21 protein-coding genes are annotated in these 23188 nt (G+C 48.3%); 15 read left to right on the plus strand and 6 right to left on the minus strand.

The annotated features are described in order from the left end of the window. Nucleotides 1-14 precede the first annotated feature (14 nt). The 8 genes from MYF79_RS00405 (at nt 15) to MYF79_RS00440 (ending at nt 10817) form a co-directional block, all read left to right on the plus strand. Nucleotides 15-587: an RNA polymerase sigma factor gene (locus tag MYF79_RS00405; RefSeq protein WP_247812015.1), complete on the plus strand. Its 573-nt coding sequence runs from the start codon at nt 15-17 to the stop codon at nt 585-587. Between the two features lie 70 nt (nt 588-657). Further along, nucleotides 658-1788 carry a FecR family protein gene (locus MYF79_RS00410; protein ID WP_247812016.1) on the plus strand — a complete coding sequence of 377 codons (1131 nt, stop codon included), beginning with the start codon at nt 658-660 and terminating at the stop codon, nt 1786-1788. Nucleotides 1789-1800: 12 nt separating this feature from the next. Beyond that, entirely contained in the window at nt 1801-2790 is a 990-nt protein-coding gene (locus MYF79_RS00415) for a hypothetical protein (RefSeq protein WP_247812017.1), read from the plus strand. A 125-nt stretch (nt 2791-2915) separates the two neighbouring features. Further along, nucleotides 2916-5555: a glycoside hydrolase family 2 protein gene (locus MYF79_RS00420; RefSeq protein WP_247812018.1), complete on the plus strand. Its 2640-nt coding sequence runs from the start codon at nt 2916-2918 to the stop codon at nt 5553-5555. 121 nt (nt 5556-5676) lie between these two features. Next, the gene (locus MYF79_RS00425) at nt 5677-6216 is read left to right on the plus strand and encodes a hypothetical protein (RefSeq protein WP_247812019.1); all 540 of its coding nucleotides are present in this window, start codon (nt 5677-5679) and stop codon (nt 6214-6216) included. Between the two features lie 204 nt (nt 6217-6420). Then, nucleotides 6421-7422, plus strand: a complete 1002-nt coding sequence (locus MYF79_RS00430; RefSeq protein ID WP_247812020.1) for a hypothetical protein — start codon at nt 6421-6423, stop codon at nt 7420-7422. Between the two features lie 179 nt (nt 7423-7601). Then, nucleotides 7602-9248 (plus strand): NAD(P)/FAD-dependent oxidoreductase, encoded by a 1647-nt coding sequence (locus MYF79_RS00435; RefSeq protein WP_247812021.1) that lies wholly within the window; start codon nt 7602-7604, stop codon nt 9246-9248. Nucleotides 9249-9617: 369 nt separating this feature from the next. Further along, the gene (locus tag MYF79_RS00440) at nt 9618-10817 is read left to right on the plus strand and encodes a hypothetical protein (RefSeq protein WP_247812022.1); all 1200 of its coding nucleotides are present in this window, start codon (nt 9618-9620) and stop codon (nt 10815-10817) included. Nucleotides 10818-10832: 15 nt separating this feature from the next. Here MYF79_RS00440 and MYF79_RS00445 read toward each other — a convergent pair whose 3' ends face one another. Further along, on the minus strand, nt 10833-12077 hold the full coding sequence (locus MYF79_RS00445; RefSeq protein WP_247812023.1) for a DEAD/DEAH box helicase: 1245 nt from the start codon (nt 12075-12077) through the stop codon (nt 10833-10835). A gap of 138 nt (nt 12078-12215) precedes the next feature. Here MYF79_RS00445 and MYF79_RS00450 point away from each other — a divergent pair, with 138 nt between their 5' ends. Next, nucleotides 12216-12884: a DUF1345 domain-containing protein gene (locus tag MYF79_RS00450; RefSeq protein WP_247812024.1), complete on the plus strand. Its 669-nt coding sequence runs from the start codon at nt 12216-12218 to the stop codon at nt 12882-12884. A 24-nt stretch (nt 12885-12908) separates the two neighbouring features. Here the strand turns inward: MYF79_RS00450 and MYF79_RS00455 are convergent, their stop codons facing one another. The 4 genes from MYF79_RS00455 to MYF79_RS00470 all read right to left on the minus strand — a co-directional run bounded on the left by MYF79_RS00455 (nt 12909) and on the right by MYF79_RS00470 (nt 16119). Continuing rightward, the gene (locus MYF79_RS00455; RefSeq protein WP_247812025.1) at nt 12909-13874 is read right to left on the minus strand and encodes an HTTM domain-containing protein; all 966 of its coding nucleotides are present in this window, start codon (nt 13872-13874) and stop codon (nt 12909-12911) included. Nucleotides 13875-13886: 12 nt separating this feature from the next. Then, entirely contained in the window at nt 13887-14384 is a 498-nt protein-coding gene (locus MYF79_RS00460) for a hypothetical protein (protein ID WP_247812026.1), read from the minus strand. A 454-nt stretch (nt 14385-14838) separates the two neighbouring features. Then, complete coding sequence (locus MYF79_RS00465; protein ID WP_247812027.1) at nt 14839-15675, minus strand: hypothetical protein; 837 nt, start codon at nt 15673-15675, stop codon at nt 14839-14841. Between the two features lie 180 nt (nt 15676-15855). After that, nucleotides 15856-16119, minus strand: coding sequence for a hypothetical protein (locus MYF79_RS00470; protein ID WP_247812028.1), 264 nt, complete (start codon nt 16117-16119; stop codon nt 15856-15858). Nucleotides 16120-16471: 352 nt separating this feature from the next. Between MYF79_RS00470 and MYF79_RS00475 the strand changes: the two genes are divergently transcribed. Genes MYF79_RS00475 through MYF79_RS00495 form a run of 5 tightly spaced genes read left to right on the plus strand, consistent with a single transcriptional unit; the run spans nt 16472 to nt 19909 of the window. Further along, nucleotides 16472-17149 carry an NUDIX hydrolase gene (locus tag MYF79_RS00475; protein WP_247812029.1) on the plus strand — a complete coding sequence of 226 codons (678 nt, stop codon included), beginning with the start codon at nt 16472-16474 and terminating at the stop codon, nt 17147-17149. A gap of 2 nt (nt 17150-17151) precedes the next feature. Continuing rightward, complete coding sequence (locus MYF79_RS00480; RefSeq protein WP_247812030.1) at nt 17152-17706, plus strand: NADAR family protein; 555 nt, start codon at nt 17152-17154, stop codon at nt 17704-17706. After that, nucleotides 17703-18245, plus strand: a complete 543-nt coding sequence (locus MYF79_RS00485; RefSeq protein ID WP_247812031.1) for an RNA 2'-phosphotransferase — start codon at nt 17703-17705, stop codon at nt 18243-18245. The genes MYF79_RS00480 and MYF79_RS00485 overlap by 4 nt, the downstream gene beginning before the upstream one ends. Before the next feature lie 2 nt (nt 18246-18247). Next, entirely contained in the window at nt 18248-19177 is a 930-nt protein-coding gene (locus MYF79_RS00490) for an ADP-ribosylglycohydrolase family protein (RefSeq protein ID WP_247812032.1), read from the plus strand. After that, nucleotides 19178-19909 carry a metallophosphoesterase family protein gene (locus MYF79_RS00495; protein ID WP_247812033.1) on the plus strand — a complete coding sequence of 244 codons (732 nt, stop codon included), beginning with the start codon at nt 19178-19180 and terminating at the stop codon, nt 19907-19909. It begins immediately after the preceding gene. Nucleotides 19910-19913: 4 nt separating this feature from the next. Here the strand turns inward: MYF79_RS00495 and MYF79_RS00500 are convergent, their stop codons facing one another. Then, entirely contained in the window at nt 19914-20474 is a 561-nt protein-coding gene (locus MYF79_RS00500) for a hypothetical protein (RefSeq protein ID WP_247812034.1), read from the minus strand. A 460-nt stretch (nt 20475-20934) separates the two neighbouring features. Here MYF79_RS00500 and MYF79_RS00505 point away from each other — a divergent pair, with 460 nt between their 5' ends. Continuing rightward, nucleotides 20935-23187: an InlB B-repeat-containing protein gene (locus MYF79_RS00505; RefSeq protein ID WP_247812035.1), complete on the plus strand. Its 2253-nt coding sequence runs from the start codon at nt 20935-20937 to the stop codon at nt 23185-23187. Nucleotide 23188: the final 1 nt, after the last annotated feature.

A 23188-nucleotide genomic window follows, 5' to 3' on the forward strand; every position in this document is an offset into this window, starting at 1 on the left:
AATTCGATACATTTATGCACAAAGAAAATAGGGTCTTTGTTATGCATCCATTGAACAATTATTCAGAAGACGAACTATTTCTACTCATGCAGCAGGGCAGTGAGGCTGCCTATGCTGTGCTGTACCAACGCTATCTCGACCTGCTGTTCTCAGCTGCTTATTCAACACTCAATAATGTGGACGAAGCTAAAGATGTGGCCCAGGATGTGCTGATCTGGCTATGGGCCAACCGCGCCACCCTGCAGATCAATACTAATCTGAAGGCCTACCTGGTCGGAGCAGTTAAAAAACGTTGTATTGCGAGGCTCAGGGAAAAGGCCAGCCGGGACAATCGCCAGCAGATCTACGCATCCCTCAGCAATACCATCACCGGCGCTTCTCCATTGGAAACAAAAGAACTCGGTAAGCAGCTCAATGCCGCCATGGCCATGGTCAGCCCTACCAGTAAGAAGGTCTTTGTACTGTCTTATATGGAAGATAAATCAATGAAAGAAATTGCCGCTGCGCTGAACATCAAGGTACAGACGGCGAAGAACCACATGCAACAAGCCCTGAAGACACTCCGCCAACATCTTCGAAAAATTTAAGCTTTCCACCCAGTACTTTTTTGTCATTGGCTGCTACTATATAGTGAACCAGATTTTCACCAGGTTTATCATGCCGGTAGATCCAGAATACATCGAACAATTGGTACTGGAAGAAATAACAGGCACCATTTCACCTGAAGACAGTATCACCCTCAAAAGACTCCTCGAACAGGAACCGGAGGCATATGCCATCTGGCAGCGGCTGCATCGGCAACTGACAGGTGCCTATATCCGGTCCGTCCGTGACAATCTGCCCGAAGACCTTCCGGTGGAGCAAGTATTTGCCACACTGAGAAGGCGCAGGCGACGTAAAATATTCACAGGCAGCCTGGGCGTGGCAGCTTCGCTGCTGGCGCTTGTGCTGGTGTACAAGATAATGTTGCCGGAGCACGAACCCGTTCTTCCGGCCCCTATCCCATCTTTCGCCCTCAAAACTGTTGCACTGCAGCTGCCCGGTGGGCAATTGCTCCATCTGGGCAGCACGCAGCAGCAGATAGTGGATGGGATCACTTTCCGGGAGACAGCCGGAACATTGTCCTGGTCGGGTGCTAACCCCTCCCAACTGGCCCGCGTAATTGTACCGCCTGGAAAGGATTATACCCTTCACCTGCCGGATGGTACGGAGGTGAAGCTAAATGCGGCCACCACCATAGAAATGCCCCTTGCGTTTGGCAGGAGCCGGGAAGTGACGGTAAAGGGAGAGGCCTACTTCCAGGTAGCTAAAAACAGGGAAAAGCCCTTCCTGGTACGTTTACCCAAAAGTACAGTGCAGGTATTGGGTACCTCCTTCAATGTAAACACTTATGATAGCAGCCAGGTGAGGGTGGCGCTGGAATCGGGCGCCGTTAAAATGCGTACGAATGATGGCGATGTGCTGCTGCAGCCCGGAAAAGCCGTCCGGTATCATCCGGGAACAAGACCCATAGCGGCCGGTTTTGATGCCCATGCCGTGCTGTCCTGGAAGAGCGGCTACTATGTATTTGAAAATACCACGGTGAGTGAGATTGCCGATGTGATTGAACGCACTTATCGTGTAAAGGTGATCCTGGACTCAAAAGCCACGGCAGAGAAAACATATTCCTCCAGGCTGGAAAAGGGGGCGCCACTGGAAAAATTCCTCGAACGATTAAAGACACTTAATAACATCAATTACCAGTTTGAAAACGGAAACAGTATTGTGCATTTGTTATACCGCCCGTAAACAATATCGGCTATGCGCTCAACATTATTCAAAGCTAACAAGCTTATCCTGATCGAAAAGGACAAACAATCTTATATTCCCGCCAACTGCCTGCCGCTGGAGTACCTGAAGCTGGTGGTTCCCTATGCAGGTTTATATTTCCGGGAAGATGAGGAGTGTGAGATCCTCTCCCAACACATCAGCACCGGCCCTTTTTCCTTATGGATGCACGACATTTTTGCGAAGGACAGGATCACATTGTTGCCATACACACCCTACCATATCTGGACCCTGCATTTTATGTATGAAGACAGTCTGGTAATAGAAAGCAAAGAGAATCCCCCTTATCTGCTCGAAGAACGGGAATGTAACCTGTTCAACCTGCTCCCGGGGCTACATCCTGTTCCTATGGAGGCCAACAGGAAAGTACTGTCCGTACATATCAACATTCGCCCGGAGTTCTTCACTAACCTCGTATACAAGTATCCCGCCCTCAGCGAGTTGCTGGACCGTTTCACTCCTTCAGCGAGCTGTGCGATCAATGATGCACCACATCCTATCAGCGCAGTTGCAGACCTGCTCATTCAGCGCATTCTAACCTGCCGTTATACCGGCCGGAAAGCGCATGTGTTCCTCCATCGCTGCATCCTGGACCTCCTGCTGAATTATGCACAAAGAGAGGCGCAGGCGGGTGAGCCCTTCCTGTTCAGCAGCCTTGAACACCGGGAAACCTACCGGCAGATCTTTCAGCTGCTGGTAGAGCAGGCACACAAGACCTTTTCATTGGCTGAACTATCCTGGTTATATGGATTGCCCGCGGCAGAACTATCCCAGGGCTTCCGGCAGCACTATGCCATCTCTATTGAGGACTTCAGCCACATGCAGAGAATGATGATGACTTATCACGTATTGCATAAAAGAAACTGCTCACTGCCAGTTATTGCAGAAGCTACTGGTTTTAAAGACGCCAATGAAATGGTGAAACAACTGGAAGTGTATTATGAGTTCAAAGTAAAAAAATAAGGCGAATACCCGGTAACCCTGTTACCATTCATCTCTGACTGCAACTAGAGTTTCCCACGGTCTGCATTTGTCAAGACTTTCGTGGAGATACGACCAACCAATTACATACAGCTTAAAAACTAACCATGAAGAGATTGAATGCGGCAGCGGCTGCCATCGCATTGTTTTGTGCATCGCATGGATACATCTACGCGCAGACACCGATTAACTCCACATCCTCCTGGCAGATGCAACCTGTCAGTATTCAAACAAGATGGGCGAAACAAGTAAATCCCCAAAACGTATTGCCGGAGTATCCTCGGCCACAAATGGTCCGGAACAAATGGCAAAACCTCAATGGTTTATGGCAGTATGCCATTACCCCCAAAGATGCCGCCAGGCCTACACAGTTCAACGGGCAGATCCTGGTGCCCTTCCCCCTCGAATCGGCGCTGTCCGGTGTGAAAAAACCACTGCTACCTACTCAGCGGCTATGGTATAAACGCAGTATTACAAAGCCGGATATCAGCGACGACAAACGGGTGCTGTTACACTTTGGCGCAGTAGATTGGCTAGCCACAGTATACATCAATGGCAAAGAAATTGGCGGCCATACTGGCGGTTACCAAAACTTCTCCTTCGATATTACTGATGCGTTAAAAGACGGTGATAACGAACTGGAAGTATCCGTATTCGACCCTACTGATCAGGGTATCAATCCTCATGGCAAGCAGGTATTGACCCCGCAGAATATAATGTATACCGCCAGCAGCGGTATCTGGCAGACGGTATGGATGGAAACCGTACCGGCTGCTTACATTAACAACATCCGCATTACACCGGATATTGATAAAGGTAATTTGCAACTGGAAGTGATCACCGCCGGCAAGGAAGGTGACTATTCCATAGAGGCTGTTGCATCCAATGGTAAAAAAGTAAAAGGTAAGCCTAATACGCAGCTCTTATTACCGGTGCCGAATGCTAAGCTTTGGAGTCCTGACCAGCCCTACCTCTACAACCTAAATGTAAAACTGTTGTACAAAGGCAAAGTGGTGGATACGATCGGTAGTTATTTCGGCATGCGTAAAATAGAAGTGAAGAAAGATGAAAAGGGTGTAGAGCGCCTTTTCCTCAATAACAAATACACCTACCATTTGGGCGTATTGGACCAGGGTTTCTGGCCGGAAGGATTGTACACCGCTCCAACAGATGAGGCCTTGCAATTTGATATCATGGCCATCAGGAACATGGGGTATAATACCATCCGTAAGCATATCAAATTAGAACCCGCACGCTGGTATTATCATGCAGATAAAGCAGGTATGCTGGTATGGCAGGATATGGTGACCTGTGCGAATGATAAACCAGATGCCAGATCTGAATTCGAAAAAGAAAATAAGGAAAATATCGCCCAGTTATACAACTATCCAAGTATCGTTATCTGGGTACTGTTTAATGAAGGTTGGGCACGATATGATCAGCAACGCCTGACAGAATGGATGAAACAAACAGATCCATCACGTATTGTAAATGGTCATACCGGGGAGAACTATGACCGTGGTGCACCTGAGGACGCTAAAAAATGGGCAAGTAGTGATCTGACTGACATCCACGATTATCCTGGTCCAGGCATTCCACCGGCATTACCTGGCAAAGCGCGTGTACTTGGTGAATGGGGTGGTGTAAGAGTTCCTACCTTAAAACATCAGTGGAATGACATGGAAGGCTGGGGATACATCCAGGTGCCTGCCAGTGCTTTTAAAGCGAAATATGATTCCATGATAAAAAGCCTGAAATCTTTGGAAGAAAAAGGCTTATCCGGTTCTATCTACACGGAACCATTTGACGTGGAAACAGAGGAAAATGGTATGATGACTTATGACCGTGAAGTCATTAAAATAGCTGATGAAGATCTCAGGAAAATTCATGGCCAGATATTGGCACAGGCTGAAAGTTATGCTGCGGCTCCTGGTGTATTTAAGGCCAGAGTAGCTGACACTGCTAATCCAGACTTGCAGTATGCGTCTTTGCTGGATCAATTCCGCAATGGTAAGAAAGATTCGGAATTTTTGAGGGATTTGACATTGATGGCTGTACGTTTAAAAGACGACAAAACTGTGCCGGAATTGAGCGCGGCATATATCAACAGCATGACTGATCCGTTCACGTTCAGGAACATGACCTTCATCAATCGTTTCACCAAATCTACAAAAGATCCGGGCTTTAATATCTTATTCAAGAATCAACAAAAAGCGGGTGAGTTAATTGGCGACGATAATGTAAGAAATAAAATAAAGTCCACAGTATTCAATGATGAAATAAAAGCATATGTTTCCGGGCCTGAAGCAAACCCAGACTGGAATGAACTAGAAAAAAAGATAGTACCTAAATATGGAACTCCTGGTGAGGAAATATTGTTGCATGCTAAAGCTACGCATTATATAAACCATAGAGATTGGAACAATTTCGTTCCTGCTGCATCTACATTAATTAATAAGTACAGAAAAAGTGTACCCAGCGGTATGCTAAATGATTTTGCCTGGGCAGTTTTCGAAAATGTAACGGACACCTCACTACTGAAATCTGCACTCCTATGGAGCAAGTACAGCCTGGAAGAAGAACAAGTGCCGATGATGATGGACACCTATGCAAATTTGCTACATAAACTAGGCAATCAGCAGGAAGCAATAAAGTGGGAACAAAAAGCTGTAGACTCCGATCCTAAAGAAACAGTCTTCAAAGACACCCTCGAAAAAATGAAAAAAGGTGAAAAAACCTGGAACTAAATAAATCTTCGCCAGGGGCGCATCTCCCGCCAGATGCGCCCCTGGCACATTAACTTCAAATTAACTTCTTTTTATTTTTCATTTATTAGTTTAGCAGTGAACCAACTTTACCATCCCTCTTATGACAGATCACTATACCGAATTGCTACACACTTTTGAGCAAACCCCAATGGAGGACCTCGCCTGCTACTTCCACGACAATGCAGAAAGCATTGACTCCCTCATCCAATTGTACGAAGCATATAACAAGCATGTGATGAATGCGCAGGCAAAACGCATTCGCGAGCTCAGGAAAAGCATCTGTCAACTGACGGAAGATGATGCCTGGTCTGACATGGAAGGCCTGGAAATAAGCTATAACGATTTCGAACCACGCATCTATATCCAAGCAGGTTTTACTTCGAATGCAGCAGATCCATTAGCCACCTTCAGCATTCATATACTCGCCCCTACGGTACAGGCCTGGAATCATTATGAAGACCGGCTGCTGGATCACTATACAGCACAGGAACCCCTGATAATCGGCAACAAGACAATATTACAGGTATTCACCGTTCCCGGGCAGCAGCAGGAACAGGTGCTGAAGGCCCTGCAGGAAGTCTATTTGTTCTTATCCAGCCTCACTTTCAGGAATTTCTTCCCCTCGTTAACATCTCATTAACTAAGTTCCCTTTCCAATTTACTAGCTTAGCTGCTATATAGCGATTGTCGTTCAACGATTCCCTTCGGAATACACCAACGAAACCGGCTTAACGATAAAGCATTGTTCCCATTGCCAGCCCCCACGCAAGCCAATAGCGGGTTGCTGCCTGGCTTATATATATAAGTTCATGTGTACATCAAAATAGACCGTTAAAACGCGATTATGTACCCTACATTATTCGAAGAGAACAAACTACTGTTAATTGACCGCCTGGACCGGGCGTATTTTCCTGCTGCCAACATACCAACTGAGTATCTGCCCCTTATCATACCCCATGCTGGCTTGTATTATGAACAGGATGATGATTATAGTATGCTGTCGCAGCATGTCCAGTTAGGACCTTTCTCTTTATGGCTGCACGATGTATTTGCCCATAAGGATATTGTATTGCGGCCCTATGCCCCTTTTCATCTCTGGGCCCTGCATTTTATGTATGAAGATACCCTGCGCGCCGTATCGTCCAAAACAGATATATTTACCCTGGAGGAAAGACAGTGCAACCTGTTCAACCTCTACTCCCACATGCTGCGCGTACCCATGCAGGGAGGACAGAAAGTGCTTTCATTCCATATCAATATACTGCCATCAGACCTGATGTTGCTCGTACAACACTATCCGGGTCTTTATTATCTCGCCAACAAAAGGGTGCAAAGGACATCCAGCGTTATTAACGAAAAGCCTTACCGTATTAATGCTGTTTGTAATATGCTGATCCAGAACATCCTGTCATGCCGCTACTTGGAGATGCCTGCCGCCTGCTTTTTGCAGCGCTGCTGCCTGGACCTTTTCCTCAATTTCGCCCAGCAGGATGCCATCTCTGACGAGATCGCCACTCCCACTGAGGCGCAAACGGCCCTTTTTAACCAGATCTTCATGTACCTGACTGAGCATCCGCACATCCGGCACGACGTGCAGGACCTGGCCAAAATGTTCGATATACCAGGCGCGAAACTGGCCCAGGGCTTCCGGGCGCATTTCAGTATGGGGCTCGTTCCCTTCCTGCAGATGCAGAAAATGATGATGATCTACCACACGCTCATGCAAAAGGCTTGCACCTTGCGCGATGTGGCACTCGTAGCCGGTTATGCACACACAGAAGAGATGGTAAGCGACCTGGAAAAGTATTACAGCTGCAACCTGGCTGCCTTGCGCAGAAGCATGTAAATTTCATTTTGCATTGTTTACCACGAAGCTCCTACAGGAGCTTTTTTTGTGCCCCCTTACACCCGTCCCTCCAAAGTTTTTCTCCTCATCTCCTAAGTTCACTTCTGCCCCGCACGCCTACCTTTGGAAAGAACGAAAACTGTATACTACCATTTTAGAGTTTCTCCAAAAGTTAGCCCATGGATCAGCCCATTTTAATACCACAAACAGATAGCCAGGTTCCCGTAAAACGCAAAGCCATTATTATAGGAGCCGGTCCCGCCGGATTAACGGCCGCATACGAATTGTTGAAGAGATCCGACATCATCCCGGTTATCCTGGAAAAGTCAGGAGACATTGGTGGTATCTCAAAGACCATTAACTATAAAGGTAACCGCATGGACATTGGCGGTCACCGCTTCTTTTCGAAGTCAGACCGCGTCATGAACTGGTGGCTGAACATCCTGCCAGCACAGGAAACAGGCAATGACCAGTTCACCATCAGCTACCAGAACAAATCCAGGCAGGTAAGGCCCGGTGACAGCGTCACGCCCGGCCACGCCGACAAGGTAATGCTGGTGAGGGAACGCCTCTCCCGCATCTACTTCCTGCGCAAGTTCTTTACTTACCCGATACAGCTTTCTATCGATACACTCAGGAAACTGGGAATAGGCACCACCATCTCTATCCTCGTTTCCTACCTTCAGGCCCAGCTCTCTCCCCGCAAGCCGGAGAACAGCCTGGAAGACTTTATGATCAACCGCTTCGGTAAAACACTGTACAAACTATTCTTCAGGGACTATACAGAAAAGGTTTGGGGCGTACCCTGCCACGAAATTCCGGCTGAATGGGGCGCACAGCGTATCAAAGGCGTGAGCATCCGCAAGGCCATTCAACACGCCATTCAATCGGCCGTAAAGAAGAAGAAAAAGAAAACAGGCGACATTGCCCAGAAAGATACCGAAACCAGCCTGATCGAGCAGTTCCTCTACCCTAAACTCGGCCCCGGCCAGCTATGGGAAGAAGTGGCCCGCCAGGTACAGGAAATGGGCGGCACCATCCTGATGCACCACGACGTAATATCTGTCAATACACAGGACGGTAAGGTAGTGGCCGTAGAAGCCTTTAACAAACAAGACCTCCAGACCATTGAATTAAAAGGGGACTTTTTCTTCAGCACCATGCCGATAAAAGAGCTCATTGCCAGCATGGATGCCGACATACCACAGAATGTACGGGAAGTAGCAGCCGGGCTGCAATACCGCGATTTCATCACCGTGGGCATATTGCTTCAGAACCTCTCAGAACAGGACAAACGCACCGGTAAATGGAAGCCCTTACAGCTGAAAGATACCTGGATCTACATCCAGGAAAAAGATGTAAAAGTAGGCCGCCTGCAGCTGTTCAACAACTGGAGCCCCTACCTGGTGAAAGATCCTAACACCGCCTGGGTAGGCATGGAATTCTTCTGTAATGAAACAGACGATTTCTGGAAACTGCCCGATGAAAAGATTGCGGCACTCGCCATCCGCGAGCTGCAGAAAATAGGATTGGCCAATGCGAATGACGTGCTGGATTCTACTGTGCTGCGCGTAGAGAAAACCTACCCGGCCTATTTCGGCGCCTACGAACACTTTGATGAAGTGAAACAATATGTAAATACCTTCCCCAACCTCTTCCTCGTAGGCAGGAACGGTATGCACAAGTATAACAACGCTGACCACTCCATGCTCACAGCAATGGTGGCAGTAGACAATATCATTGCTGGTGAAACAGGGAAAGATAACATCTGGTCCATCAATACGGAACAGGAGTATCATGAAGAAAAAACGGGACAGCATGCCTGATGGCTGTATAAGAAATTAGCCGGGCACGATTGCCCGGCTACATGTATACAGACTAAAAAATTCAATCAGGATGTAATGATACACCTTTCAACATGGAAATAAGTTAATGCGAGGTTAACAGAATGAAATTTCCCTTTTGTAACCACAGAGTTCATCCGGCGCTTCATGCCACTGTTTCCTTCAGCGTCGCGATTACGCTGATCGTTGACCCGGCTGTAGGACTATTGGCCTGGTAGCGGTAAACACCACACCCGGGCCATTTTCCTGCAACAGCAAGATATGGCGGATCAGGAATTAAGTATCTGGCATAATACTATCCGTAGACGTAATTCCTGGTTCCAGATTTTATAAATCCCTAATTCATTTTACATGCGAACGCCATTGTTACCACTGCAGCAACTGCTGGACAGCATGCAACACCCGCCACGCCCTAATGATCCTGACGCCTATGAAATTGCCAGTTCCATGCATAAACAATCCCTTGCCGCAATAGAAGATATTACCCTGGCATTTGAAGAATGCCTGGCCGCTGGTGTCAGCGAACAAACCATTCAGAAATATGTGAGCACCTGCCAGGAAAAGATCACGGCGCTTTGCAACGACGTGCCTTTCAGCTGGCTGGAAGTGGAAACATCTGCCCCTGTGGAATATGACGAATGGCGCTACCTCTGTAATGACATCTGCCACCAGCTGGAAGATCTCATCCTGTACCTCATGTTTACCTATGCCAAGTATTACAACAAAATGGCGGTCACGCCAAACGTGTACCGGGAACTGATGCGGCAACGCATCGCTCCCGGTCTTTCTGTGATCCGCAGCTGGTTCAGCGAAACAGACGAAAGCTGCAGGGAACTGCAAATGATGATCCTCAGTCTCTACGATGCATTCCTGCCGGAAGTGCCTAACAAAATGAACCACTACCAGCTGGACTTTCTCCGCGAGCTGCAACAGGCCCTGCTCAAATACTGGTCGCAGGAAGACAATACAATGGAACATGGCCTATTACAACAATTGCTCTTTTCCCTCAACTTCAACAGTACCGATTATTATCACTATTGCACTTCCTATATCAGTCAGCAACTGGCAGAACTGCCAGACACGCATACCCAGCTGGACCTCCTCTCCTTCATCCATAAAACGCTTTGCCAGATACCGGTGAAACAAGGCCTGGCCTACAGCTATGATTCACCATCTATCATTGCACTACTGAAGGAATGGCTGCAGGTAGAAAGTAAATACCGGCAAACCAGGACGAAACGTCATTCCTCCAAAAGTGTGCAGCAGTTCAAAACCCTGCCTGAAAATTTTAAACTGCAAACGAACCTGACACTGCCGGAGCTGGCAGCATTTTTCAGGGTCTTAAAAGAAGCCGGCATCATAGAGAACAGGAATATGCAGGATGTATTCCGCCTGCTTGCCCTCTGTTTCTCCGTGCAGAAAAAAGAGGCATTCGAAGGAAGCCTGTTCCAGTCACATTACTATCGTATGTCCACAGATACTTTAAAAAAGATGGAGGACCTGGCGCTTTCGCTCGTCAGGAAAACCTGGCAGCTGAAAAAAGGGATGTAAGCCACTGTACATGGCCTACTTTTTCTTCTTCTTTTTTTTCTTCATCATTTCCTGCTGTTTGTTATGTTCATCCAGCAGCAACTGCCAGTTATCGTTCGGGATATCTTCAGAGAAACTGATCGTTTGCCGGTAATCATTCTTATCTATTTTCATGACGGTGATGTCCTTACCAATGTAAGTCTGGATAGCTTCCAGCACCGGCTTTTCTTCTTCACTGCAAAAAGAGACGGCCTGTCCTTTCTTCACGCCCCTGCCTGTACGTCCTACACGGTGTACATAGTTTTCCGGCACCTCCGGCAGGTCGTAATTCACTACGTAATCCACATCCGGGATATCAATACCCCGGGCATTCACATCTGTGGTGATCAACAGTTTGACATCTCCCTTTTTGAACTCTTCCATCACCTGCAGGCGGTCGTCCTGCTCCTTGCCGCCATGCATGGCCAGGGACTTTACCCCCACACGCTCCATGGCAGCCACCACCCTTTCCGCCCGCACTTTCGTGCGCACAAATACCAGGATCTTACTGTCGGGGAACTCTTTTACCAGTCTTTCCAGGAAGAAACGTTTATCGTCCATTTCCACAAAGGCTACGGCATGCTGTACGTTCTTAGATACAGGGTCCTGCGGGGAGATCTGGATCCTGATAGGGTTTCTGACTACAGAATAGGCCAGGTCTTTGATCTCTTCATCGATAGTGGCAGAAAAGAAGAGGGTCTGGTGCTTACGGGGAAGGTGTTTCAGTACATCCCGGATGTCCCGGATGAAACCGAGGTCCAGCATATGGTCTGCCTCATCCAGGATCAGGATGTCCGTCTGGCCGAGGTCAATAAAGCCCCGGCTGATCAGGTCGAACATGCGGCCTGGTGTAGCAATCAGCACATCCACGCCCTGGGCCAGCTTCTTCAGCTGTGGCGCCTCGTCCACGCCCCCATGTAGTCCTAATATGTTCAGTTTTGTGTACTTACCTATCGTTTCAAACACGCCCGAGATCTGCACAGCCAGTTCGCGGGTGGGTACCATTACCACGCATCTCACTTCCCCCTTCGCTTTCCGGGGATGGTACCTTTGCAGCATATGCAGCACAGGAATAGCAAAAGCGGCTGTTTTACCCGTTCCTGTCTGTGCAATGGCCAATACATCATCTCCCTTCAGGATGGAAGGAATCGCCTTAAATTGAATATCCGTAGGACGTTTAAAACCCAACTCGGCTAAACTTCTCTTAATCTCTTCGGAAATATGGTACTGCTCAAACTTCATGCGGCAAAGATAAGGCTAGCAACTGACATTGGCGAAAGGAGGGCATGGGGGGGAGATCAGACCTACTGATTAAGCGTCAGTAGCCCCGGGTATTGGCGTACAAATTGTAATGGCTATCTTTAAAGATAATTCAATTGCATGAGAGGCAGATTCTTTGTCAGATTACACCCCATACACCGCGTATTGATCAGTGCAGGTATTGCCGGCGGGGTATTCCTGCTTACACAGACCTTGTCCCTGACCCCGCTGATCCGTATCGTATTGCTCTGGGATGTATTCGCCCTTGCATATAACATTACCTGCTGGGCCGTGTTCTTTAACCGTACTGTGGATGAGATCCGGAAATATGCCCGGAAAGAGGATGGCAGCCGCATCTTTGTATTCATCGTAATACTCCTGGCCTGTTTTGCCAGTATGCTGATGGTATTGCTGCTCATGATATCTGACGAATCAAAAGAAGCGGATAAACTACTGTATATCCCTGTGGCCATTGCCGGCATCCTGTTTTCCTGGACCATGGTGCATACCATGTTTGCCTTCCACTATGCCCATATCTACTATGACGACGATGAAGACCATGTGGAAAAACAGGCAGGTGGCCTGGAATTCCCGGAAGAACCGGAGCCTGACTACCTGGATTTTGCCTATTTCTCTTTTGTGATCGGGATGACCTTCCAGGTATCGGACGTGGAGATCAGCGCCCGTAAATTGCGGCGTATAGCGCTGTTACACGGCCTGCTGGCTTTTGGACTAAATACCTTCGTGGTAGCACTGACCATCAACCTGGTGGCAGGGCTGAGGAGTTAAACAATATCAATGGATGTTGAGCAGCTATTCAAAATGGCTCCAGAATGCCTGTGTAGCCAGCTGCCCGGCCCTCTGCAGGCGTTTTCTTTCCCGCAGGGGCTGTACCATTGAGCGGTAGGCCTGTTGCAGATAAGGCCAGCCAAAGGCCGCGGTATTGAAAATGATCATGATGGAAGAGAATAATTGTAATCCCATAAACAGGGCAATACCCAGGTGCATCAGCACCACTCCCAGATAAGCATAGGGGCGGCTGCGGCGCCACCAGATAAAGAACGGATATCCTATTTCCAGTAGCAGCGTACTCCAACCGATCACTTTTGCCAGCAAGGGATAACTGGCTATCCAGTGCATATCAAAACGGGCAAACTGTCCCTGCATCAGGGTTTGCCAGATGGCTTCCCCATTCCACCATTGTATGCCCATGGCCTTTTCAAGACCTGAAGCGATATATACAACACACAGGTGCAATTGCAATACTCTTATCGACAGTGTATTCCATTCCGTTGCCAGGGGCCTGGTATGTGGAGAAAAGGTATCCCAGGCATACACGGCGCCCACCGGCATGATAATGCAATAGAACAGGGCAATATGCATAAACGTTTCTACGCCATATGCGGCCATGAAACCGGTATTGATAAACGTAAAGTGTAATGCCCATGCTACAAAAGCCGCATAACGGGTGTATTTCCCCAACAGCAATAAGGCAAGGCTGCATAAGTATAGGCCCATCAGCACATATACCCAGGTATCTGCCGCAACACCCGTTACACGCACCAATGGCTGCAACCAGGATAACTGGGGCATATAGGGATCTACAATACCACTGCTGAGCGACCAGGGTACGAGCCCGTCCGCACCGTACAACAGGGTAATGCTCCCTGCCAGCCAGCCGCCCTGGACGAGTCCCAGCAGGGCAATCGCTATTCTGAAAAATGCCAGTGGCTCGCCCGTGGAAGGAGCCAGGAAGAAGCGTTTAAGATAGGTAAGCATAGTAGCAAGGTTTTAAATCTTTGAGGGGGTTTTTCTAAAATCTTTCACCAGGAAGGGTTCCCACTTCGGCGTAGCGCCGGCACGGAATGCAGCCATATCCGGCACCCTCTTGCCGATAACGGTGACACGCACCATCTGGCTGGAAGGATTCTGACGTAACATATAGGCAGCACAGCTCTTGGCCAGCAATGACTGCGCTTCGTCTATACTGAAGAAGTTATAGATGGTTTGTATACGGCGGTTGCATTCGGTATTGCTGCTTTCCAGCCGGGTTACACGCTGATGCCTACCATCTGCCAGGGTGTACACCACCGCTATTTCATTGCCGATACGTGGTGCAAAAAAGCTGAAGATATTTCCACTGCCGGTATAATCGCCATAGGCCGTGACCTGTTTCAGCAGCCAGGATTTATGCGTGGTCCATTCTTCCAGGTGAGCGGCGTGTAAGGCTGCTATCGTTAAATGGAAGATGGCGAGGCCTATCCAGCAGAGATGTTTGGTCGTGATCATGATTGATGTGGTTTGGTTACGATTTCGTTCAGCGGTTCCGATTATCATCCCCCGTTGAAAACGGGGGCTACAAACACGGCGCTCCTGACGGAGCGATATGCATTGCCGGAAAACGTTTGATCCCGTTCACCGGTTCCGATTCCGTCCACGGTTCCAGGTGTTCATCCGTTGGTTATGGGTTCATCACCGTTCGTGATTCCCATCCACGGGTTACGGGTTCGTTCATTGGTTCCGATTTCCATCCATGGGTTACGTTTTCATTCACCGGTTCCGATTTCATCCCCCCCGTTGAAAACGGGGGGCTACAAACACGGCGCTCCTGACGGAGCGATATGCGTAGCATTGTGGAACAATAGTTTTATAGCGTTTCAATGTTTCAGGGGCCAATAGACAGGAAGAGCACCGGCAATAATATTATTCCGATGCCCTTCGCTATGACTGATGCATAACCATGTTAGAAACCGAGTACGGCGCCACCGGCTACTTCTTCCACGTTCAGTTTCTGGAAGCGGGTATCCAGGCGGGCGAAATTGGCGCGGATATCTTTCAGGATCTCAGGGTCGAAGCAACCGATCATGTTGGGGAACCTTCTCCTGAGGATATCTTCCCATTTCAGGCCATTGTAGATGGTCAGACGGGCGCCGGTAGTGGGCACCTGGGTAATATCGGCGGTGCCATAGAAACCACGGGTAAAGTAAGGCAGGGTGCCGGCGGGGATTGACAGACGGAATTTAGCCAGGGTGGCCTGTCCGATCACTTTCTGGTCCACTACGTCGGGCACTAAACGTGCACCTGCTTCCAGGAAGGATTTGGTAGCCAGCAGTTGCTGTCCTCTACCTACTTCAAATACGCCCAGGTCAAAGAACTGTTTAGGGTCCACTTTCTGTGCCAATGCTGCTGCGCGGGAGGCGATGTCCAGGTAGGGTATCATGGTAGGACAGGTCTTGATCCAGATCTTCCGGAAGGGGATCTTTTCATAACCGATCTTAGCCAGTTCCGGGAATGGCGGACGGCCACCGGGACCAAAGAACTGTGTTTCTTCAGACAGGCTGCCATAACGGGCTTTGGTAATGTAATCGTTGACCGGTAATCCATCAAAAGCCAACAGATAGGTGTCTGGTGAAAGGTCTTTCAGGATCGCATCCAGTTCGTCCGTGCCATCCAGTCGGGCGCCGGTTTCAGTCGTGGAACCAATAGATGTTTGAGGGGTAGCCTGCTGGTCTTTCTTGCAGGAGAACAGTGACAGGGCGGCTATTGCAGCCAGGCCTGTAAACAATAGATGTCTACGCATTTTCTTTGGGGTTTGTGGTTAATAATTAAATCGATGACACAAAACTCCGTCAATTAACCACACCCGTCAAGTGCAAAAACTCCTGTTTTACTACGTAGAAATACGCAAACAATGGAAAGCTCAACAGATGAGCCACCATCGGCGGCCCATCTGCTCATAATTTTTTACATGCTACTGCTCTTAGCGCAGGAACAGGATCTTACCGGCCTCACTTGGCTTGTAGGTGCCGGTAGCACTGTCAAACGTATAGGTACAGGTACCAAAATGGTCCCATGCACATACGTAGTCATAATCCTTGATACCTGCCACTGCAAACTCGCCGGTGCTGGTTTTGTAGTACTTGATCTCAGCACGTTCTGCCTTGTTCTGCATACTGGTGGCTACCGCTGTGCCAGCGGCAAGGGTAACGGCCACTGCCATTAACGCGAATCTTACATTTTTCATTTTTGTGGTTTGATTTTGTAGGTGAAAAGGGGGCAACAACAGGATGATGATCTTAACAGCATACCTGCTGTCAATATTTTAGTTCGGTTTCCTTGCGATGATGTTTGTATGCTTATCGAAGTTTGCCAGTGTTAACAATGAGAACTTTACTTTTTTCCTTTTCATGGGTTTACATTTTGTGTCGTGACGGGGTTAACATTTAATAGGGTACCGAAATTTTCATGGATGATAAAAGGCCGTCTTTCCTTATTTACAGTCACGAAGATATAATAGTCTGCTGCTACGCAACAGCAGTTGTGAAATTGATAATAGAATATTTACTATCTTTGCGTCAGATTAACACAAAGAGTAAATGAAACCCTTTCATAGTTATCAGAACCCCTCCCTTGCAGTGGACCTGGTGGTGTTTGGCTACAGTAAGCAAAACCTCTCCGTTTTACTCCTGAACAGAAAGGAAGCCCCCTTCAAAGACCGCTGGGTACTTCCCGGCGCCTTCCTGCAAATGGAAGAGCGTTTCAAGGATACCTGTTCAAGGGTACTGAAAACCAAACTGGGAATGGATGACGTCTACCTCGAACAGTTGTACTCTTTTGATGAGCCAGACCGCGATCCCCGCGGCCGCACCATATCAGTGGCGTACTATGCACTGGTCAATCCGGCCAGGGTAGCCATTGCTGCCGGCAGTATGGCCAATGACGTCAGCTGGTTCAACATCAATGAGTTGCCTGCATTAGGCTTTGATCATGACAGCATCTTCCAGCAGGCACTCCAGCGCCTGCGCTCCAAGATCACGTATTTCCCTGTGGGCTTTGAGTTGCTGGACGATCTGTTCACTATGCCGGAGTTGCATGAACTATATGAATGCATCCTCGATACGACCATTGATCGCCGCAATTTCAGAAGGAAGATCCTTGATTCGGAGTATATCATTAACACAGGCAAGAAACGTGAAGGTTCCCAGAACAGGCATCCCGATCTGTACAAGTTCAATAAAAAATTAAAGCAGAATAGCTTCCAGATAAATATCTAACGATGCAATACAATAATGAATGGCTGATCAAACGATATCAGGCCAAGGAAAAGTTAACCTACACCTTCTTCTGGGGACATAAAGGAGAACCTGGCAATGTCACTAAAAGTTGCTTCAGCCAATGGTGGCCTGCCGCTTTTAAAGATGACCAACATGTTTATCCCACAGCAGAACATTGGATGATGGCTGAAAAAGCAAGACTATTCAACGATGCTGCCGCCGAAGAAAAAATACTAAACGCGCCCTCACCTGCAGCTGCTAAAAAGCTCGGCAGGCTTGTGCAACATTTTGATGCCGCCACCTGGGATGCAAAAAAATTCAACATCGTAGTGCAGGGCAACCTGCTGAAATTCTCTCAATATCCGAAGATGAAAGAATTTTTGATCAATACCGGCAACAGCATCATCGTAGAAGCCAGTCCCCTGGACAGGATCTGGGGAATAGGTATGGGCGCTGGTCATGAACACGCAGAGAACCCGACCCTCTGGAGGGGACAGAACCTCCTGGGATATGCACTGATGGAAGTCAGGGACCAACTAAAACAATCAATACAATGAACGAGAAACAAAGGAAAGGCATCAGTAAATTCCTGAGCCTCATCCTACGACATCAGCCAGAGGTGATCGGCATCACACTCGATGAGAATGGCTGGACAGATGTAGATGAACTGATCGCTAAAATGAATGCCAATGGGCATCGCATTTCTTTCGATGACCTGGAAGAAGTAGTGGAGACTGACGATAAACAACGTTATTCCTTCAGCCATGACGGCAATAAGATACGCGCCAGCCAGGGACATTCCGTGAATATCTCCCTGGGCCTGGATCCGCAGGAACCGCCGGCATACCTGTATCATGGCACCGTATCAAAGTTCCTGGACAGCATCCGTAAAGAAGGACTGCAAAGGATGAGCCGTCAGCACCTGCACCTGAGCCGCGACAGGGAAACGGCCGTTAAAGTAGGTAGCCGCCGCGGCGCACCGGTGATACTCAATATCAGCAGCGGAGAAATGCACAGGGATGGATTTCTCTTCTACCTGTCAGACAACGGCGTATGGCTCACTGATCATGTGCCAGCGAAGTATATCAATTTCTAAAAATGATGAACAGGAATTTTATCAAAGACGCATTACTGGGAGTGGCTACCGGCGATGCCCTGGGCGTACCGGTGGAATTCCGCTCCAGGAGCATCCTAGAGCGGGATCCCGTTACAGATATGCGGGGTTATGGAACACATCATCAGCCACCAGGCACCTGGTCTGATGATAGTTCGCTTACATTTTGTCTGGCCGAGATGTTGTGCAATGGATATGACCTGCAAAACCTTGCCAACCGCTTTATTAACTGGAAGCATTACAGCTACTGGACGCCTCATGGAGACGTGTTCGATATTGGCATTGCCACAGCAGAAGCCATTACAAGATTACAAAACGGCACTCCTCCTACACTCGGCGGTGGCACCACAGAAGGCAGTAATGGCAATGGCTCTCTCATGCGCATCCTGCCATTGCTCTTCTATATAAAAGACATGCCCATAGCCGAACGCTTTAAACATGTACAGGAAGTATCGTCGCTTACACATGCACACCTGCGTTCTGTCAATGCCTGCTTTATTTACCTGGAACTGGCCCTGGCTATCCTGAAGGGGCAGTCAAAAGAAACTGCCTATGAAACAGTTTGCAGCACAGTGACAGACTTTCTGCAGAACGGGGAAACACATCATTTCAGCGATATACTTTCGGGTCAATTGCCACAATTCCCCATAGCAAAAATTCATGGTACGGGCTATGTGCTCCGTACGCTGGAAGCAGCCATCTGGTGCCTGCTCAATACCAATTCTTACAGCGAAGCTGTATTACAGGCTGTGAACCTCGGAGATGATACGGACACGACAGGAGCTGTGACGGGCGGACTGGCAGGCCTGCTCTACGGTTGGGAAACAATTCCGGCCCACTGGCTAAATGTTTTGGCCAAAAGAGATGCAATTGACCAGTTGATTGTTAACTTGCAGGCCAAAATTTACAGGTAAATGGCGCGGACGTTTGTAATTGGGGATATACATGGCGCATTGAGAGCCCTGGAACAGGTACTTGGCAGGATCGGGCTGAAAGCAGATGATCAGCTCATCTTCCTGGGAGATTATGTGGATGGCTGGTCACAATCCGCACAGGTCATTGATTATCTCATGCAACTGGAAAAACAATACGCCTGCACTTTTATCAAAGGTAATCATGACGCCTGGTGCGAGTCATGGTTAATGGGTGGATTCCCTGACCAGACCTGGCAATTCAATGGCGGAAAAGAAACGGTGGCCAGCTATGATGGTTATAGCCAGTCGCAGAAAAATAGTCATATCATTTTCTTCAACCGGATGAAAGACTATGTCATTGATTCGGAAAGCAGGTTGTTCATACATGCGGGCTTCACTTCCATGCATGGTCCTGCCATGGAGCGATATGACACCAGCTACCACTGGGACAGAACACTCTGGGAAATGGCCATCACGATGGATAAACGTATCAAACGAGATTCCAAGTTGTTCCCTAAAAGATTGTTGGTCTTCAACGAGATCTTTATTGGTCATACGCCTACCATCAACTACGATGTAGATGTACCCATGAATGGTTGTAATGTGTGGAATGTAGATACCGGTGCAGCTTTTTATGGCAAGCTGACGGCCATGGATATTGATACAAAAAAATTCTGGCAGAGTGATCCTGTGCAGCAACTATATCCTAACGAAAAAGGAAGGAACCGTTAAGTGATTATCTTATTAAGGTCAATTCTTTTTTCACCAGTGGAAGATCTTTGTCGGTGATATCTGTTTCGTAGTAGTAGATCACACCATCTTCCATCTGGACCCTGTGCTCCAGGTCTTCATCACTGAGATAATCGCAGGCAGTGGGAATGTCCCAGTAATTGGTAATGCGCACCCATCGGCCGTCCATATAAGACCAGGTACTGCATGTACACAAACAGGCATGCATAGATTGTACGAAGATGGAAATATCATCCTGCCCGTCCCCGTTCAGGTCTCCCTCGTTCACTAACCTGATATGCCTCCCTATCACGACCGGCATCGGTCTTATCTTGTTGTCCTGGAACCTGACAATATACTGTGTCTTGCTTACTACTTCGGTATCTTCCTCATGCTTCTTTTCTCCGTCGATCCTGCCGTAAAATACCCCATACCCAACATCCTGGCTGGTATCTGCGTCGAAATGTCCCTCTACAAAAATAGTATCAGGAATGATCTGAGCGTCCTCCGGTGGAGACGAGAGTATCATGACACCGGTGTCGATGGCAGCTTCAACTGTATTATTCATGCCAGTGGCTGTTTCTTTTTCTTTGGGAGACTCTATAGTGGAATAGCATGCCGGTAATAAAAAGAGACATAAGGCATAAAGGGACTTTTGCATCTCACATGAATTCTGATACTAAAGTATTACTTTATTTACGCTTTCTCAAACAAATACTATAGTTCTCAATGTTTTAGTATTCTTTTTACCGGTCCATGATTATCGGTGCAGGCCCGCATCAGGCCTGCAATAGTAAGGACTACTGCATTCTTTGCGCTTTCTCAAACAAAGACTATAGTTATCAATGCTTTAGTACTCCTTTTACCAGTCATGATCATCTATACAGGTGCGCATCATGCCTGCAATAGCAAGGAGTGCTATTTTCTTTATCCAATTTGGAGTGGGAACGTTTGCGTAAATATTTACGCGGTGTTCTGATCGCTCACGTATCAAATCCTGTAATTTCAGTAACAAATAAAACCCCGTTATGAAAACACTAATACTACTGGCACTTACATGCCTGCCGGGAATCGGCATGTCTTATGCACAAACCCCGCTGTATGTCGCTCCTGGCGGCTCAGCGTCTAACCTTGGTACAAATATCAATGCTCCCACAACACTGGCCAATGCACTTGCTACGATCCCTGCAGGAGGCACTATTTACCTGAGAGGAGGCACCTACAGTTTTTCTGCCACGGTGGTCATTACGGCTACGAACAATGGCACTTCATCGGCCTACAAGAACGTGACGGCATATGCCAGCGAAGTACCGGTGCTCGATTTCTCCGGACAAGCAGTGGCAGACGCAAATCGCGGCCTGGTGCTGGATGGCGACTACTGGCATTTTACAGGCATCACCATCACAGGCGCCGGTGATAATGGCATGTTGCTGGCAGGCAACAACAACATCATCGAAAAATGCATCTTCAGCAAAAACCATGACAGTGGCCTGCAACTAAGTCGTTATGTTACTTCCAACACGACACTCAGCTCCTGGCCTTCCAACAACCTTATCCTGAACTGCGAAGCATTCGACAACCAGGATCCGGACAATGAAGATGCAGACGGATTTGCGGCTAAACTTACCTGCGGCACAGGCAACATATTCAGGGGTTGCATTTCCCACAATAACATCGACGATGGATGGGACCTTTATGCTAAAAGCGAAACAGGTCCAATAGGCCCTGTAACGCTGGAGAACTGTGTATCATATGGCAATGGTACGCTCAGCAGTGGCAGTACTTCCGGTAATGGCGACAAGAATGGTTTTAAGCTCGGCGGCTCAGGCATTGCTGTCAATCATATCATACGCCGTTGCGTGGCTTTCAATAATGGCCATCATGGTATTACTGACAACAACAATCCCGGCAATATTGAGGTATCCAACAACACCAGTTACAACAATGCGCAATCCAATTTCAATTTCCGGGACGGCAGCACGGCTACCTATAGGAACAACCTGTCTTTCAATGCGGGCTCCAGCGATAAATCGACCGGCACTGAAATCGGCGCCAGTAATGTATGGTGGAAGAACAATGCCAGCACCAACAGCGGCAGCCTGGTAGTGAGCAGTGCAGACTTTATTTCTACTACGCCGAGTGTTGGTAAAAACGCTGACGGCAGTCCTAACCTGGGCAATTTCCTGGCCCTGGCCAGCGGCAGTGACATGATCAACGCGGGTGTAACTGCTCCTGGCATTACTTACACCGGCTCTGCGCCCGATATAGGCGCACGTGAATCAGGCAGTACCAGCAATCCCGGCGCCTATACGCTCAGCATTACAGCGTCTCCTGCTGCAGGAGGTACAGTAACTGCCAATCCCAATGCCTCGTCTTATACAGCAGGTACTGTAGTGACGCTGACGGCAACTGCTGCCAGCGGGTATACCTTCTCAGGATGGAGCGGTGCAGCCAGTGGCACATCCACTACCACAACAGTTACTATCAATTCCAACATCGCTGTAACGGCCAGTTTCACCGCCAGCAATGGAGGCGGCGGCAATACACTCCTCATAGACGATGCTGCCAGCGCCAGCAGCGGTTATTGCGGCGCAGACGGTAGTCGCCAGAACAGCTACAGCGGTGCAGATGGCGGCTACTACATCAACCTGTCCAACGCTACTGCCAAAGGCGTGAACTACCGCATTACGGTACCATCTGCAGGCACCTATTCTTTTATATGGCGATATGCCAATGGCGGTTCCAATGTTTCTACCACTGCACGCCTGCTGGTGAATGGCAGCACAGCGGTATCTGGTGTATCATTCCCTAAAACAAGCGCCTGGACAGCGTGGACAACTACCGCAGCAGTAATGGCCACACTTGCTGCGGGTACGAATACAGTGCGGATTGAAACGACATCCTCCACAGAATTTGCCAACATCGACTGGCTGGAAGTGACGGGCAACAGCCCTTCGGCAGGGGCGTGCAGCGCTACTTCGCTTGCTGCGGTAGCTTACAAAGAAGAAAACATGAACACAGCAGTGAATGAAGCCGCACGCGTGTATCCTAACCCGGTAGTGAATACCTCCACACTAAGTTTTTACAACAAACAGGAAACAAGGGTGGCAGTCAGGTTATATGATGCCAATGGCGCACTTGTAAGTACGGTAGTTAACAGGGTCTATCCTCCAGGGCAGCATCAATTGAATATTGATTGCAGCAGGCTGTTGAAGGCAGTGTATTTCATCAGGGTAGAGCGGGATGGAAAGTATGAAACATTAAGGATCATCAAACAATAAA

The sequence above is a fragment of the Chitinophaga filiformis genome (genome assembly GCF_023100805.1).
Lineage (GTDB): Bacteria > Bacteroidota > Bacteroidia > Chitinophagales > Chitinophagaceae > Chitinophaga > Chitinophaga filiformis_B.